The sequence below is a fragment of the Ruminococcus sp. D54t1_190329_F1 genome (assembly GCF_015551645.1).
Lineage (GTDB): Bacteria > Bacillota > Clostridia > Lachnospirales > Lachnospiraceae > Blautia_A > Blautia_A faecis.
In genome coordinates this window covers 41,006-55,918 of the sequence record NZ_JADNDC010000005.1, presented here as the reverse complement: position 1 = coordinate 55,918, position 14,913 = coordinate 41,006, and the positions used below count along the sequence as shown (strand labels likewise).

The window sequence follows — 14,913 nt, the reverse complement described above, 5'->3', positions numbered from 1 at the left end:
TTTTAATGACACCAGATTTTAAATCCGGATTTGTTGCAATTATTGGCCGCCCGAACGTTGGGAAATCTACCCTGATGAACCATCTGATCGGCCAGAAGATCGCGATCACATCCAAGAAGCCCCAGACCACCAGAAACCGCATCCAGACAGTCTATACCTGTGAGAAGGGACAGATCGTTTTTCTGGATACGCCTGGTATCCATAAGGCGAAGAATAAGCTTGGAGAGTATATGGTAGCCGTTGCAGAGCGTACCCTGAAAGAGGTGGATGCAATTATGTGGCTGGTTGAGCCGTCTACCTTCATTGGAGCCGGTGAGCGCCACATTGCAGAGCAGCTCCAGGGCGTTGGCGTGCCGGTCATTTTGATCATTAATAAGATCGATACAGTGAAAAAAGAGGAGATCCTTCCGGCAATCGATACGTACCGCAAGATCTGTGATTTTGCAGAGATTATCCCTTGCTCTGCACTCCGCGGACAGAACACAGAGGATATTATTGACAGTATTTTGAAATATCTGCCTTATGGACCCATGTTCTATGATGAGGATACCGTAACGGACCAGCCTCAGCGCCAGATCGTGGCAGAGGTGATCCGTGAGAAGGCGCTTCACGCACTGGATGCGGAGATTCCACATGGAATCGCAGTGGCAATTGACAAAATGAAGGAGCGTCCGGGCAAAAATCCTATGGTGGATATTGAGGCGACCATTATTTGCGAGAGGGATTCCCACAAGGGCATTATCATTGGAAAAGGCGGTGCCATGCTGAAGAAGATCGGCAGCAACGCCAGATTTGAGCTGGAACGTATGCTGGACTCCAAGGTAAACCTGAAGCTTTGGGTAAAGGTGAAAAAAGACTGGCGTGACAGTGATTTTATGATCAAAAACTTTGGATATGATAAGAAGGAAATCTGAATATGAGTGATCTGATCACGGTACAGGGAATTGTACTTTCTGCGCAGCCTGTGGGAGAGTATGACAAGCGGATCGTGCTTCTTACCAGGGAGAGGGGGAAGATTTCCGCTTTCGCCAAGGGCGCCAGACGGCAGAACAGCCCGTTTATGGCAGCTGCCAATCCTTTTGTGTTCGGGAACTTCACCCTGTATGAAGGGCGCAGCAGCTACAATCTGAACCAGGTGACCGTGACCCATCATTTTGTGGAGCTGGCCGCCAGACAGCCGGGAGTTTATTATGGTTATTACTTTCTGGAACTGGCAGATTATTTCGGAAGAGAGGGCACAGATGAGAAGAATATGATGAATCTTCTTTATCTTACTGTGAAGGCTCTCCTGAATCCGGAGATCGATGACCGGCTGGTAAGGTGCATTTTTGAACTGCGAACTATGACAGAGCAGGGGCTGATGCCGGAGCTTTTCCGGTGTGTGAACTGTGGGGAGGAGATCACCGGAAAAGAGAATCTGTTCTTTTCCCAGGAGGCACATGGAATCCTGGATGGGGACTGCCTGAAGAAAGCAAGCCCCGGAGAAGCCAGAACCGCCCGCCGGATTTCCCCGGCAGCACTTTATACCATGCAGTACATTGTAAGCTCGCCCATGACGAAGCTATACAGCTTTACAGTGACCGATGAGGTGCTGTGGGAGCTGGAACGGCATATTCAGCCTTATGTGGCAGGGAATACGGATAAGAAATTTAAGAGTTTGCAGATATTAGAAGTTATGATGTAAGTGGATTGGATGTTGCACATAACAGGAAAGCTGATTAACGTGCTTTGCTCTATACTTCGATAGCAGCACATGATTTGCTGTTCAAAAGTGCGGAAATTGTGTTTTTGCGGCAGAATGTACGGAATTGAGTACGCGGTATAACTTTACAAAAAGAAAAGTTGCGAGTATAATATTAGAAAATCATCTATCAAACAATGAGGAGAGATATCATGGAAAAAACAATGGACAAGATTATTGCTCTGGCAAAAGCAAGAGGATTTGTTTACCCGGGTTCTGAGATCTATGGAGGTCTTGCGAATACATGGGATTACGGCAACCTTGGCGTAGAGCTTAAGAATAACGTAAAGCGCGCATGGTGGCAGAAATTCATTCAGGAGTCTCCGTACAACGTAGGTGTTGACTGTGCCATCCTGATGAACCCGCAGACCTGGGTCGCATCCGGACATCTGGGAAGCTTCTCTGATCCGCTTATGGATTGTAAAGAGTGCCATGAGCGTTTCCGCGCAGACAAGATCATCGAGGACTACAGCCAGGAGCACGGCATTGAGCTTGAGAGCTCTGTAGACGGATGGTCTCAGGAAGAGATGAAGAATTTCATCGAAGAGCATAATGTTCCATGTCCTTCCTGTGGCAAACACAATTTCACAGATATCCGTCAGTTCAACCTGATGTTCAAGACCTTCCAGGGCGTAACTGAGGATGCTAAGAATACTGTATATTTAAGACCTGAGACAGCACAGGGTATTTTTGTAAACTTCAAGAACTTACAGAGAACATCCCGTAAGAAGATTCCATTTGGTATCGGTCAGATCGGTAAATCCTTCCGTAACGAGATCACACCTGGTAACTTCACATTCCGTACCCGTGAGTTCGAGCAGATGGAGCTTGAGTTCTTCTGCGAGCCGGACACAGACCTTGAGTGGTTTGCATACTGGAAGAGCTTCTGCCTGAACTGGCTGCATTCTCTTGGACTGAAGGATGAGGAAGTACGTTACCGTGACCATGACAAGGAAGAGCTGAGCTTCTACAGCAAGGCTACTACAGACGTTGAGTTCCTTTTCCCATTTGGATGGGGCGAGCTTTGGGGAATCGCAGACAGAACAGACTACGACCTTACCCAGCACCAGAATGTATCCGGACAGGATCTTACTTACTTCGATGATGAGAAGAAGCAGAAATATATCCCATATGTAATCGAGCCGTCACTTGGTGCTGACCGTGTGGTTCTTGCATTCCTTTGCAGTGCATATGATGAGGAGGTTCTGGATGCAGAGAAGAACGACGTTCGTACAGTCCTTCACTTCCATCCGGCACTTGCACCGGTTAAGATCGGTGTGCTTCCGCTTTCCAAGAAGCTGAACGAGGGCGCTGAGAAAATCTACGCTCAGTTATCAAAGAAATACAACTGCGAATTTGATGATCGTGGAAACATCGGTAAACGTTACAGAAGACAGGACGAGATCGGTACTCCGTTCTGCGTAACCTACGATTTCGATTCCGAAACTGACGGAATGGTAACTGTCCGTGACCGTGATTCCATGGAGCAGGTTCGTATTAAGATTGATGAGCTGGATGCTTACTTCGCAGATAAATTTACATTCTGATTTATGTGACAGGCAGTTCAGAATCCTCATATAACAGGAATCTGAAAATGCCGCAGCAGCGTGTGGAAACCGCGTGGAGTGTATATAAAGTAATAAAAGGGCTGACTTTCTGAAATCAGATGGTTGGTCCTTTTGCTGTCCGTATTTGCCCGGAACAGCAGTTATTGGAGTTACGAGGAAATGAAAAAAAGACGTTGGACGTGTATTGATATTTTGAAATGCCTGGCTGCTATTGCAGTGGTTGAGATCCACAAGCCTCTGGAAATACAGGGGGGAGATGAATTCCTGATCCTGTGCCGTTTTGCAGTGCCTGTGTTTTTTATGATCACCGGATTCTTTTACCCGGAAACAGTGGCGAAGAAACGGGAACTGAAGCAGTTTGGCAAAATTTTCACCATTACCATTGGCGCAAATCTGTTTTACCTGCTATGGGAAATCCTTCTGGCAGTTGAGAAAAGAGAAAATATAAAAGAAGCACTGCTTGCAAGGTTTGAGAAAAGAGTTCCGGAGGATTTTATTTTGTGGAATTTTTCCCCGCTTTCACCGCACCTGTGGTATCTGCAGGCACTTCTCTATGTGCTTGTAATTGCTTTTATTGTAGAACATCTGGGACTGAGAAAGCTGGCTTATCTGGCGATTCCGGTGCTGTTGGCGGGAAGTCTCATAAAGGGAAGCTATTCCCTGTTTTTTGTGGGAAAAGAAGACTGTCATATTTATTATGCAAGGAACTTTCTGTACTGCGGACTTCCCTTTTTCTGGCTGGGCTGCTGGTTTGGATCCAGAAAGGAGGCTCTTCTTAGCTTTCTGGACAGGAAGAAAATGGGATTTTTGCTGTGTGGACTTCCTGTTTTCTGGAATATGGCTGTTATGGAGCAGAAGTGGCTGGAAAAGCGAAATGTCCTGGGAACCCAGGAAGAGTATGCTGGAACCATTTTTCTGGCAATCTGCATCTTTCTTCTTTTTATTGGCTGGCAGAATTTTTATGTGGAGAATTCTCTTACCAGAGCATTGGCAAAAGTGGGAAAAGACTATTCCATGCTTATCTATGTTCTTCACTATGCGGTTCTGCAGGCCTTGTCCAGATGCTTTAAAGGCAGAAGGAGCCTGCTCGCAAAGGGATACCATCAGTATGGGATGATGTTTGTGTTTGCGGTTACTGTGGTGATGGTGGCAGTTTACGCTAATGCTAGAGCCTGTTTGAAAAATCATTCTCGCAAATTGTGACGAACATCTTGCAGAAAGCCTTTTTCAGACACAATCTGGGAAAAAACTGAGGATGCCTTATGAAACTGAAAAGTGAGTGAATAAAATATCGGTACACTTCCAGAAGCGCGGAAGTGTACCGATATTTTTTTGCTCTGCTTAGAATGTGTCTGAAAAATCATTCCCACAATCTGCACGCCTCGCTTTGCGGTATATTTTGCCCAAATTCGGTTGCGTAGCCCGCTGCGGCGCCCTCATCCGGGCATGATCTCCCACAAATTGTGACGAACATCTTGCAGAAAGCCCTTTTCAAACACGATTTAGAATATTTCAATAGTATATGCCGTTTCAAACATCTCATCCATTTTCAGATGATTGATAAATGGTTTCTCCGACAGATCTCCTGTGAATCCGCAATCATCGCAGCGTCCCATCCATGGCTCCAGGCAGACAAATGGGGCATCCTGGGAAGCTGACCAGATCCCGAAATTGGGGAATCCCACACAGCGCAGCTCCAGATAAGGAGTGCCGTCTGGCAGCTGGATGCCAGCCCTTGTGATCTGATTGTCAAATACCAGTGCATCGTGGTCAAACATGTGATCCTCAATCTGGCAGGTGCCATTTTCCAGCTTCAGAGTGGCCTTTTCCTCAGCCTTGGCCGTGCCGCTCTCCGGATCAAGAAGAAGGTATGTAAGGCTTTCCTGTCCGTCGAAGGTAAGACGGTAATCACTTCTTCTGGTATCCGGCAGAACCGGTACACGAAATGCCGGATGTCCGCCGATGGCGAAATACATATCCGTGTCACTGTTATTTGCTACCTTCCAGCTGACTGTAAGGGTGCGCCCCTTCAGAATATGACGGATGCGGAGCACGAAATCAAAAGGATAAACCTCTTTGGTCTCTTCTGTAGAACGAATCTGGTGGGTTACGGAATCCAGTGTGGAATCAATACATGTGAAATCTGTGTCACGGGCAAAGCCATGCTGCTTGGAAGCATATTCCTTATCACCGATCCGGTAATGATTTCCATAATGCTTTCCTACATTTGGAAAAAGAACCGGCGCATGACGTCCCCAGAACCTGGGATCTCCCTGCCAGATCACCTCACGGTCTTTCTCTTTGTCATAAATGCTGACCAGCTCAGCCCCATGGTCGTCAATGGTCACTTTCAGAAAGTCATTTTCCAAAACTCTTTTCATGATGTAAAACCTCCATGTGTGATGTTATATGTGGAGCGCGAATTCTGCCTGCAGAGCTCCACAGAGCGCGTTTTCTCCATTATATCACTATATCTGTAAATTTCACCATTAAAAAATTGCATTATTTGTCCGAAATATAAATAATTCATATAAAAACGACATAAAAACATAATTAAATATGCAAAACGTACAATATCACATTGACTTTGCTATATGCCTTTGGTAAACTATACAATTATAGGGTGAATGACATAGAGATTTTCGACACCCACATCCATTCGAAATAGAGGAGGAATACCACCATGGCAAAGAAAAGAAATATTATTGTAGGACAGTCCGGCGGCCCAACATCTGTAATTAATTCCAGTCTTGCAGGCGTATACAAGAATGCAGTAGAGCGTGGCTTTGACAAGGTATATGGAATGCTTCACGGAATCCAGGGGCTGCTTGACGAGCAGTATATCGACCTTTCTACCCAGATCCATTCCGAGCTTGACATTGAGCTTCTGAAAAGGACTCCGTCCGCATTTCTGGGTTCCTGCCGTTATAAGCTTCCAGAAATCCATGAAGACAGAGCTATCTATGAGAAAATCTTTGATATTCTGAACAAACTGGAGATCTATGCATTTATCTACATTGGCGGAAATGATTCCATGGATACTATCAAGAAGCTGTCTGATTATGCTATCATTACCGGACAGACCCAGAAATTCCTTGGTGTTCCGAAGACCATTGACAATGACCTTGCACTTACCGATCATACACCAGGCTTCGGAAGCGCAGCTAAGTATATTGCAGCTTCCACCAAGGAGGTGATCCGTGACGCAGAAGGCCTCACCTATAAGAAAAATATGATCACCATTATGGAGATCATGGGAAGAAACGCGGGCTGGCTCACAGGCGCCACTGCACTTTCCAAGTCAGAAGACTGTGAAGGACCAGACCTTATTTACCTTCCGGAGGTTCCCTTTGACATTGAGAAATTCCTCGCAAAAGTGAAAGACCTTCTGAAAAAGAAATCCTCCGTTGTCATTGCTGTATCCGAAGGAATCAAGCTGGCTGACGGACGATATGTCTGCGAGCTTGGAAGCGTAGGAGATTATGTGGATGCATTTGGACACAAGCAGCTACAGGGAACTGCCACCTATCTGGCGAATTTCCTGGCTGCAGAGTGCGGCTGCAAGACCCGTGCCGTAGAGCTTTCCACCCTTCAGAGAAGCGCTTCCCATATGGCATCCCGGGTGGATATTGATGAGGCTATGATGGTTGGCGGTGCAGCCGTAAAGGCAGCTGATGAAGGAGACACTGGCAAGATGGTAGTCATCGACCGTGTATCCGACGATCCATATATGGCAGCCACCGGAATTTACGATGTACACCGAATCGCCAATGAAGAGAAGCTGGTTCCGAGAAACTGGATGAATAAGGATGCAAATAATGTGACCAAAGACTTTATCGACTATATTAAACCACTGATCCAGGGCGATTATCAGCCGATCATGGTAAATGGTGTTCCCCGTCATCTGGTGCTGAATACTGGAAGAAAAAAGAAAAATTGAGAAAATGATAAAAAATTGACTGTTTTTTACCAGAATTACCTTGACGAATGACGAATAAGCCTATAAAATAACTATGTGCGTATAAAACATAGTTTATGTTTATGAAAGTAACTGTGAAGATACTGAACAGTTACCAATGAACAAATTTTTAGGAGGAAAATGTAAAATGGCAAAATGGGTTTACATGTTTACAGAAGGTAACGCTGATATGAGAAACCTTCTGGGTGGTAAAGGTGCTAACCTTGCTGAGATGACAAACCTTGGACTTCCTGTACCTCAGGGATTTACAATCACTACTGAAGCTTGTACTCAGTACTATGAGGATGGAAGACAGATCAACGACGAGATCATGGGTCAGATCATGGAAGCAATCACCAAGATGGAAGGAGTTACCGGAAAGAAATTCGGTGACATCGAGAATCCTCTGCTTGTTTCCGTTCGTTCAGGCGCAAGAGCTTCTATGCCAGGTATGATGGATACTATCCTGAACCTTGGTTTAAATGAAGACGTTGTAGCTGTATTATCTGAGAAATCCGGCAACCCACGTTGGGCTTGGGACTGCTACAGAAGATTTATCCAGATGTACTCTGACGTAGTTATGGAAGTTGGTAAGAAATATTTCGAAGAGCTTATCGACAAAATGAAAGCTGAAAGAGGCGTTAAACTTGACGTTGAGCTTACAGCTGACGACCTTAAAGAACTTGCTATGCAGTTCAAGGCTGAATATAAAGAAAAAATCGGTTCCGATTTCCCGGCTGACCCGAAAGAGCAGTTAGTTGGTGCAATCAAAGCCGTATTCCGTTCCTGGGACAACCCACGTGCCAACGTATATCGTCGTGACAACGATATCCCATATTCCTGGGGTACAGCTGTTAACGTACAGATGATGGCATTCGGTAACATGGGTGATGACTGTGGTACTGGTGTTGCATTTACAAGAGACCCAGCTACAGGAAACAAAGGTCTGTTCGGTGAGTTCCTTACCAATGCACAGGGTGAGGACGTTGTTGCTGGTGTTCGTACACCTATGCACATCGCTGAGATGGAGCAGAAGTTCCCGGAAGCATTCAAGAAATTTACAGAAGTTTGCCATACTCTGGAGACACACTACAGAGATATGCAGGATATGGAGTTCACTGTTGAGCATGGCCAGTTATACATGCTGCAGACACGTAACGGTAAGAGAACAGCTCAGGCTGCTCTGAAGATCGCTTGTGACCTTGTTGATGAGGGAATGAGAACAGAGGAAGAAGCAGTAGCTATGATCGATCCTCGTAACCTTGATACTCTTCTTCATCCGCAGTTCGACGCTAAGGCTCTGAAAGCTGCTACACCAATGGGCAAAGGTCTTGGAGCTTCTCCAGGAGCTGCTTGTGGTAAGATCGTATTCACAGCTGATGACGCTGTAGAGTGGGCTGAGAGAGGCGAGAAGGTTATCCTTGTTCGTCTTGAGACATCCCCAGAGGATATCACAGGTATGAAATCTGCTGAAGGTATCCTGACAGTTCGTGGTGGTATGACATCTCATGCAGCAGTAGTTGCCCGTGGTATGGGTGAGTGCTGTGTATCCGGATGCGGTGATATCGCTATGGACGAAGCTAATAAGAAATTTACACTTGCTGGCAAAGAGTTCCACGAGGGAGATTTCCTTTCCATCGATGGTACAACAGGTAACATCTACGACGGAATCATCCCGACAGTAGACGCTACAATCGCTGGTGAGTTCGGACGTATCATGGCTTGGGCTGACAAGTACAGAACAATGAAAGTTCGTACAAACGCTGATACTCCTGCTGACGCTAAGAAAGCAGTTGAGCTTGGTGCTGAAGGTATCGGTCTTTGCCGTACAGAGCATATGTTCTTCGGTGAGGGACGTATCGATGCATTCCGTGAGATGATCTGCTCCACAACAGCTGAGGAGAGAGAAGCAGCACTTGCTAAGGTTCTTCCATATCAGCAGGAAGACTTCGAAGGTCTGTTCGAGGCTCTCGAGGGCAACCCTGTAACAATCCGTTTCCTGGATCCGCCGCTTCATGAGTTCGTTCCTACAGAAGAGGATGACATCAAGAAGCTTGCTGACGCTCAGGGCAAGACTGTAGAAGAGATCAAGACTATCATCAATTCTCTTCATGAGTTCAACCCAATGATGGGACATCGTGGATGCCGTCTGGCAGTTACTTACCCAGAGATCGCTAAGATGCAGACAACAGCAGTTATCCGTGCAGCTATCAATGTAAAGAAAGCTCACGCTGACTGGAATATCTGCCCAGAGATCATGATCCCGTTAGTAGGCGATATCAAAGAGCTTAAATATGTTAAGAAGTTTGTTGTTGAGACAGCTGACGCTGAGATCGCAGCAGCAGGCGTAGATCTGAAATATGAAGTAGGTACAATGATCGAGATCCCACGTGCAGCTCTTACAGCTGACCAGATCGCTTCTGAGGCTGACTTCTTCTGCTTCGGTACCAACGACTTAACTCAGATGACATACGGCTTCTCCCGTGATGACGCTGGTAAATTCCTTAACGCTTACTATGATGCTAAGATCTTCGAGAACGATCCATTTGCAAAACTGGATCAGGTTGGTGTTGGTAAGCTTATGGATATGGCTATCAAACTTGGTAAGCCAGTTAACCCGAACCTTCACATCGGAATCTGTGGAGAGCACGGTGGAGATCCATCTTCTGTAGAGTTCTGCAACAAGATCGGTCTTGACTATGTATCTTGCTCACCATTCCGTGTACCGGTTGCTCGTCTGGCAGCAGCTCAGGCAGCTATCGCTCAGAAAAATAAATAATTCATTCTGAATATATATTTAAGTCATACTTCGGTGTGACATGTGTCCAAGCGTAAGAATAACCTTGGAGAATTGTAGAAATACGGTTCTTCAAGGTTTTTTTGTTTCTATGAAATGTAATACAGCTAACCGGGCAAAATCGATAGCAAATTATGCCAATACAGGAGGCGGATAAAAATGTTACTGTTCACTCCGTGACCAGTAACCGCTCCGCGATGCACAGAAATCATGCATTCGCATGATTTCGCGCCGCAATTCTCGGGTTTTCTGTGAACTTTGTTCACAAAAAACACCTCGCGGAATGTTACCAGTGAACAGTAACATAAAAATTACTTTTCTAATTAACCGGGATGATGTTATAATGAAGTAAACAAAAATAATTGTATACATTCAATATAAAAAAGGTGAATGGAATGGTTAATAATAAACTTGACCCACATTATAAAACAAAGGAGTGTAAAACATGGATTGGGATTTGAAAATAACAGATATGGCAGGAGCTACGCCGGAACATTCTGCGGTAATTGTAAATTTTGTTGCAGCAATCAGATATCAGTTAAAGAATAGTACATGCTATGTATATTCGGATAATGTTCAATATCGTTTCAAAGATAATCAGGGAAACAACAAGATTGTAATTCCTGATGCTTCCATAAACTGCCGTACAAAATCAAGACGTGGAAACACTTTTACAGATGCGCCGCGTTTTGTTATGGAAGTTCTGTCACCATCAACAGAAAATTATGACCGGACAGAGAAAATGCAGTTATATTGTGAACAGGAGATTGAAGAGTATTGGATTGTTGACTGGCGTAAAAGAACAGTTGAAATCTATGAACTAGACTATGAAGGAGAGATTCCGAAATACTACCTTTTGAAGACGATTACTGAAGAAAATAAAGACGAGTTACACTTAATTCATTTCCCTCAAATAAAGATCACCTTTGATGAACTATTTGAGGAAATTGATTAGTGGTTTATAACAAAGACAGCAGTAAATATGCCAGCTACTAAATAAAATTGCAGTTTTATTGGATTTCGCCAATTGTGATGAACGATTCATTTGATACTTGGTATGATAAGAAATGAAATACAAAAGTTGAGGTAAAAGATAATGCTGGAAACTCAAAGATTAATATTAAGAAAATGGACTGAGGAAGATGCAGAAAGCTTATTTGAATATGCAAAGGATCCGGAAGTTGGCCCTATTACAGGCTGGCCTCCTCACAAAAATGTAGAAGAAAGTAAAAACGTAATCAGAAATGTGCTTAATGGAGCAGAGTGTTACGCAATCTGTAGAAAAGAAAATAACATTGCGATTGGTAGCATAGAATTAATTCTGAATAGCCATACAGATATGACCGAACGGGATGACGAATGTGAACTTGGATATTGGCTTGGGCAGCCATTCTGGGGACGAGGCTATATGCCGGAAGCTGCCAGTGCACTAATACGACATGGGTTTGAAGATCTTGGCATGACAACCATCTGGTGTGGTTATTACGATGGAAACCGGAAATCAAAGCGCGTACAAGAAAAATTAGGCTTTGTTTTCCATCATACCTGTAATGAAGTTCCTGTGTCACTTTTTAATGAAGTACGTGTTGGACATACCAATGTAATGACAAAAGATCATTGGGAGAAATTATATAAATAACATTTTCTCGAAATGCGCACTGGCTCAAGCGGGTTGGTGCATTTTTTCTTCTAGAGCGTGTTTAAAACGATTACCGTTTCCTTTTTATTCGGATCTGTAATATGCTTGACGTAGAAATAAGTAAAAACTATAATTAATGTAATTGAAATAAACATATGATATGCCTCAAAGGGGGAATTATTATGGACGTTAATTTTGAGTATTGATTCCCCATTGAAGCTCAAATATGCTTCGGAAAGGAAAGTTTATACTAATGAAAACCAAGATTCAGGATATGACCTCTGGTTCGCCGGGGAGATTGATCATTCTTTTTGCAATTCCCTTGATGTTGGGGAATATCTGTCAGCAGCTTTATACAATGGTGGATACTATGGTCGTTGGCCAGATTGCAGGTGTGGAGGCTCTTGCAGCACTGGGTGCGGTTGACTTTCTGATGTGGGTTGTCACAGGAATATCCACTGGTCTCACTCAGGGATTTTCTATTCAGCTCTCCCAGTATTATGGTGCAAAGGATTTTGAAAATCTGCGTAAATCTCTGGCACACAGTTACCGGCTGACTGCATTCATCGCAGTGGGAGTATTCATTCTCAGCCAGTCCTTTGCTGCACTGGTATTAACAGGGCTGCATACACCTTCCAATATTATCGGAATGTCATTATTATATCTGCGTATTATTTTCTGCGGAATTCCAGCTACTGCAGCTTATAATATGTTTGCCGCTGCTTTAAGGGCTATGGGAAACAGTAAAACCCCATTAACTGCAATGATTATCGCATCGGTACTGAATATTTCATTGGATATCCTTTTTGTGGCAGGCTTCGGATGGGGTGTGGCAGGGGCAGCAATCGCAACTGTGATTGCGCAGAGTTTTTCCGCCGTGTACTGTTTCCTGATTTTACGCAGAATTGATATTGTTCATCTGTCCAGAGCAGATTTTATGACTGCCGCAGGAATGAATGCCCGTCTAATGAAGCTTGGTATTCCTGTTGTATTTCAGAATATCATTATCGGTGTAGGCGGTCTGGTAGTCCAGTACGTGATCAATGGCTATGGCTTTCTTTTTGTGGCAGGATTTACAGCTACAAACAAGCTTTATGGTCTGTTGGAAATGGCAGCGATTTCCTATGGATATGCCATCGTTACTTATGTGGGCCAGAATCTGGGAGCCGGAAAGATTGACAGGATCAGGAAAGGTGTCCGCAGCAGTATGCTGCTTTCCCTGCTAACCTCACTGATCATTTCTATTGCCATGTTTTTATTTGGAAAAAATATCCTCTCACTTTTCATCTCAGGTGAACCGCAGCAGACAAAGGAGGTACTTGCAATTGCTTTTAAATACCTTTCTATTATGGCTGCCATGCTCTGGGTGTTGTACTTCCTGTATGTGTACAGATCTGCACTGCAGGGACTGGGAGATACGTTAATGCCTATGGTAAGTGGTATGGCCGAATTTGTCATGCGTATCAGTGCTGCGCTGATTCTTCCCCATTTTATCGGGCAGGACGGTATTTTCTTTGCGGAGATTGCAGCATGGAGCGGAGCTACTGTGATTTTATGTATCAGCTATTATGTGCGGATGCATAAATATCATTAAGGCAAAATATATGATACGGAAAATAAAAAAAGAGACATATGTCTTTTGATAAAAAACCAAATATAAAAAAATATACTAAAAAACACTTGAAAAAATATCCTTTTTGTACGAAAATGAAAATAAATATAGAAAAAGGGACATGTGTCCTGTTTTAAAAGTGAGACATATGTCATTGTAGAGATAACAAAGCCAATTTAAAAAAAGGAGGAAAAATAATATGAAGAAAAGAATTGCAGCTATGGTTCTTGCAGGTGCAATGGCACTTTCCCTTGTACCAGCTTACGGAGTGACAGAGGTGAAAGCTGAGGCTGGAGATATGAAGATCGCCATGGTAACTGACTCCGGTGATATTACAGACCAGAGCTTTAACCAGACCACTTACGAGGCATGTAAGGCGTGGTCCGAAGAGAATGGTTCTGAGTTCAACTATTATAAACCAGAGAGCGACTCTGATGAGGCACGTAACGCAAGTGTTGACCAGGCTGTAGCAGATGGAGCTAACGTGATCGTACTTCCGGGATATATGTTCGCAGCTACTATCGTAGAGCAGTCTGAGATGTATCCGGATGTGAAGTTTATTGCACCAGACGTAAGTGCAGGCGATATCTGTGAGAAAGGTGTTGGCGAAGGATACACCTACAATCCGGATGATTATGAAGTGACCGATTACTACAATGCAGACAATGTTTACTGCTGTACCTATCAGGAAGAAATTTCCGGATACATGGCTGGATATGCAGCTGTGAAGCTTGGATACAAGCATCTTGGATTCCTCGGCGGTATGTCTGTACCGGCTGTTACCCGTTTTGGATATGGATATGTTCAGGGCGTAGACGAAGCAGCCAAAGAGCTTGGAATCACAAGTGACGTTGAACTTGAGTATGTATGCGGCGGACAGTTCTACGGCGACGCAGACATCACAGCTTACATGGATACCTGGTACGGAAGCAAGGGTGTAGAAGTTGTATTCGCATGCGGCGGTGGAATCTACACATCTGCAGCAGAAGCAGCAGCGAAGGTTGACGGCAAGGTAATCGGTGTTGACTCTGACCAGTCCGGAATCATCGGCGAGGACATCACTGTTACATCCGCTATGAAGGGTCTTGCACCGACTGTAAAGACTGCACTCGATGCAATCAAAGATGGCAGCTGGGAATCTGATTACGCAGGAAAGATCGACAACCTTGGTCTTGTATCTGAGAACCCGGAAGACAACTACGTACAGCTCCCAATGGAGACAACCCAGTGGGATGACAATTTCACTGTAGATGATTACAAAGATCTTGTAAAGAAATTATACAATGGCGAGATTGAAGTAAGCAGCGACATCACAGCAATGCCAGAGACTGAGATCACAGTAAATGATTACGGCAGCATCAAATAAGACAACCAACTACTCCGCATAGTAAATGCAATTATAAATCACGGGTAGGGTTCCGACAGGAAAGCAGACTGGTCTTAACATGAAGAATGGCCATGCAGTGAGAAAAAGGGGAGTGAGCAGTGGCCACTCCCCTTTTTTACGTAAGTGCCGTCATAATAAGACTTATAGTACTGTTCACTCGAGAGGTTTTTGGTGAATGAAGTGATCAGTAACCGTTTTATTACTTGTGCTT

The 14,913-nt window shown here is 44.3% G+C and carries 11 protein-coding genes and 1 pseudogene; 10 read left to right on the top strand and 2 right to left on the bottom strand.

The window, feature by feature from the left end; all coding sequences use genetic code 11:
* Positions 1–5 precede the first annotated feature (5 nt).
* The 4 genes from era to I2D69_RS03230 all read left to right on the top strand — a co-directional run bounded on the left by era (position 6) and on the right by I2D69_RS03230 (position 4,512).
* The gene (era, locus tag I2D69_RS03245) at positions 6–914 is read left to right on the top strand and encodes a GTPase Era (protein ID WP_118578648.1); all 909 of its coding nucleotides are present in this window, start codon (positions 6–8) and stop codon (positions 912–914) included.
* A 2-nt stretch (positions 915–916) separates the two neighbouring features.
* Entirely contained in the window at positions 917–1,684 is a 768-nt protein-coding gene (gene recO, locus I2D69_RS03240; protein ID WP_173771076.1) for a DNA repair protein RecO, read from the top strand.
* Between the two features lie 209 nt (positions 1,685–1,893).
* Positions 1,894–3,288 carry a glycine--tRNA ligase gene (locus I2D69_RS03235; RefSeq protein WP_173735377.1) on the top strand — a complete coding sequence of 465 codons (1,395 nt, stop codon included), beginning with the start codon at positions 1,894–1,896 and terminating at the stop codon, positions 3,286–3,288.
* A gap of 180 nt (positions 3,289–3,468) precedes the next feature.
* Entirely contained in the window at positions 3,469–4,512 is a 1,044-nt protein-coding gene (locus I2D69_RS03230) for an acyltransferase (protein WP_173769365.1), read from the top strand.
* A gap of 188 nt (positions 4,513–4,700) precedes the next feature.
* On the opposite strand, the pseudogene I2D69_RS20700 reads toward I2D69_RS03230, so the two are convergent.
* Both I2D69_RS20700 and I2D69_RS03225 read right to left on the bottom strand, forming a co-directional pair.
* Positions 4,701–4,783: pseudogene (locus tag I2D69_RS20700) on the bottom strand (DUF6783 domain-containing protein); the annotation flags it as partial.
* A gap of 28 nt (positions 4,784–4,811) precedes the next feature.
* Positions 4,812–5,690, bottom strand: coding sequence for an aldose 1-epimerase family protein (locus I2D69_RS03225; protein ID WP_173716884.1), 879 nt, complete (start codon positions 5,688–5,690; stop codon positions 4,812–4,814).
* A 302-nt stretch (positions 5,691–5,992) separates the two neighbouring features.
* On the opposite strand from I2D69_RS03225, the gene I2D69_RS03220 reads away from it, so the two are divergent.
* The 6 genes from I2D69_RS03220 to I2D69_RS03195 all read left to right on the top strand — a co-directional run bounded on the left by I2D69_RS03220 (position 5,993) and on the right by I2D69_RS03195 (position 14,681).
* The gene (locus I2D69_RS03220) at positions 5,993–7,249 is read left to right on the top strand and encodes a 6-phosphofructokinase (RefSeq protein ID WP_148462325.1); all 1,257 of its coding nucleotides are present in this window, start codon (positions 5,993–5,995) and stop codon (positions 7,247–7,249) included.
* 166 nt (positions 7,250–7,415) lie between these two features.
* Entirely contained in the window at positions 7,416–10,046 is a 2,631-nt protein-coding gene (gene ppdK, locus I2D69_RS03215) for a pyruvate, phosphate dikinase (protein ID WP_148462324.1), read from the top strand.
* A 463-nt stretch (positions 10,047–10,509) separates the two neighbouring features.
* Entirely contained in the window at positions 10,510–11,019 is a 510-nt protein-coding gene (locus tag I2D69_RS03210; protein ID WP_148462322.1) for a Uma2 family endonuclease, read from the top strand.
* Positions 11,020–11,160: 141 nt separating this feature from the next.
* A complete protein-coding gene (locus I2D69_RS03205; protein ID WP_195379386.1) occupies positions 11,161–11,703 on the top strand; it encodes a GNAT family N-acetyltransferase in 543 nt (180 codons plus the stop codon).
* A gap of 253 nt (positions 11,704–11,956) precedes the next feature.
* Entirely contained in the window at positions 11,957–13,297 is a 1,341-nt protein-coding gene (locus tag I2D69_RS03200; protein WP_195379385.1) for an MATE family efflux transporter, read from the top strand.
* Positions 13,298–13,514: 217 nt separating this feature from the next.
* Positions 13,515–14,681: a BMP family ABC transporter substrate-binding protein gene (locus I2D69_RS03195; protein WP_195379384.1), complete on the top strand. Its 1,167-nt coding sequence runs from the start codon at positions 13,515–13,517 to the stop codon at positions 14,679–14,681.
* Positions 14,682–14,913: the final 232 nt, after the last annotated feature.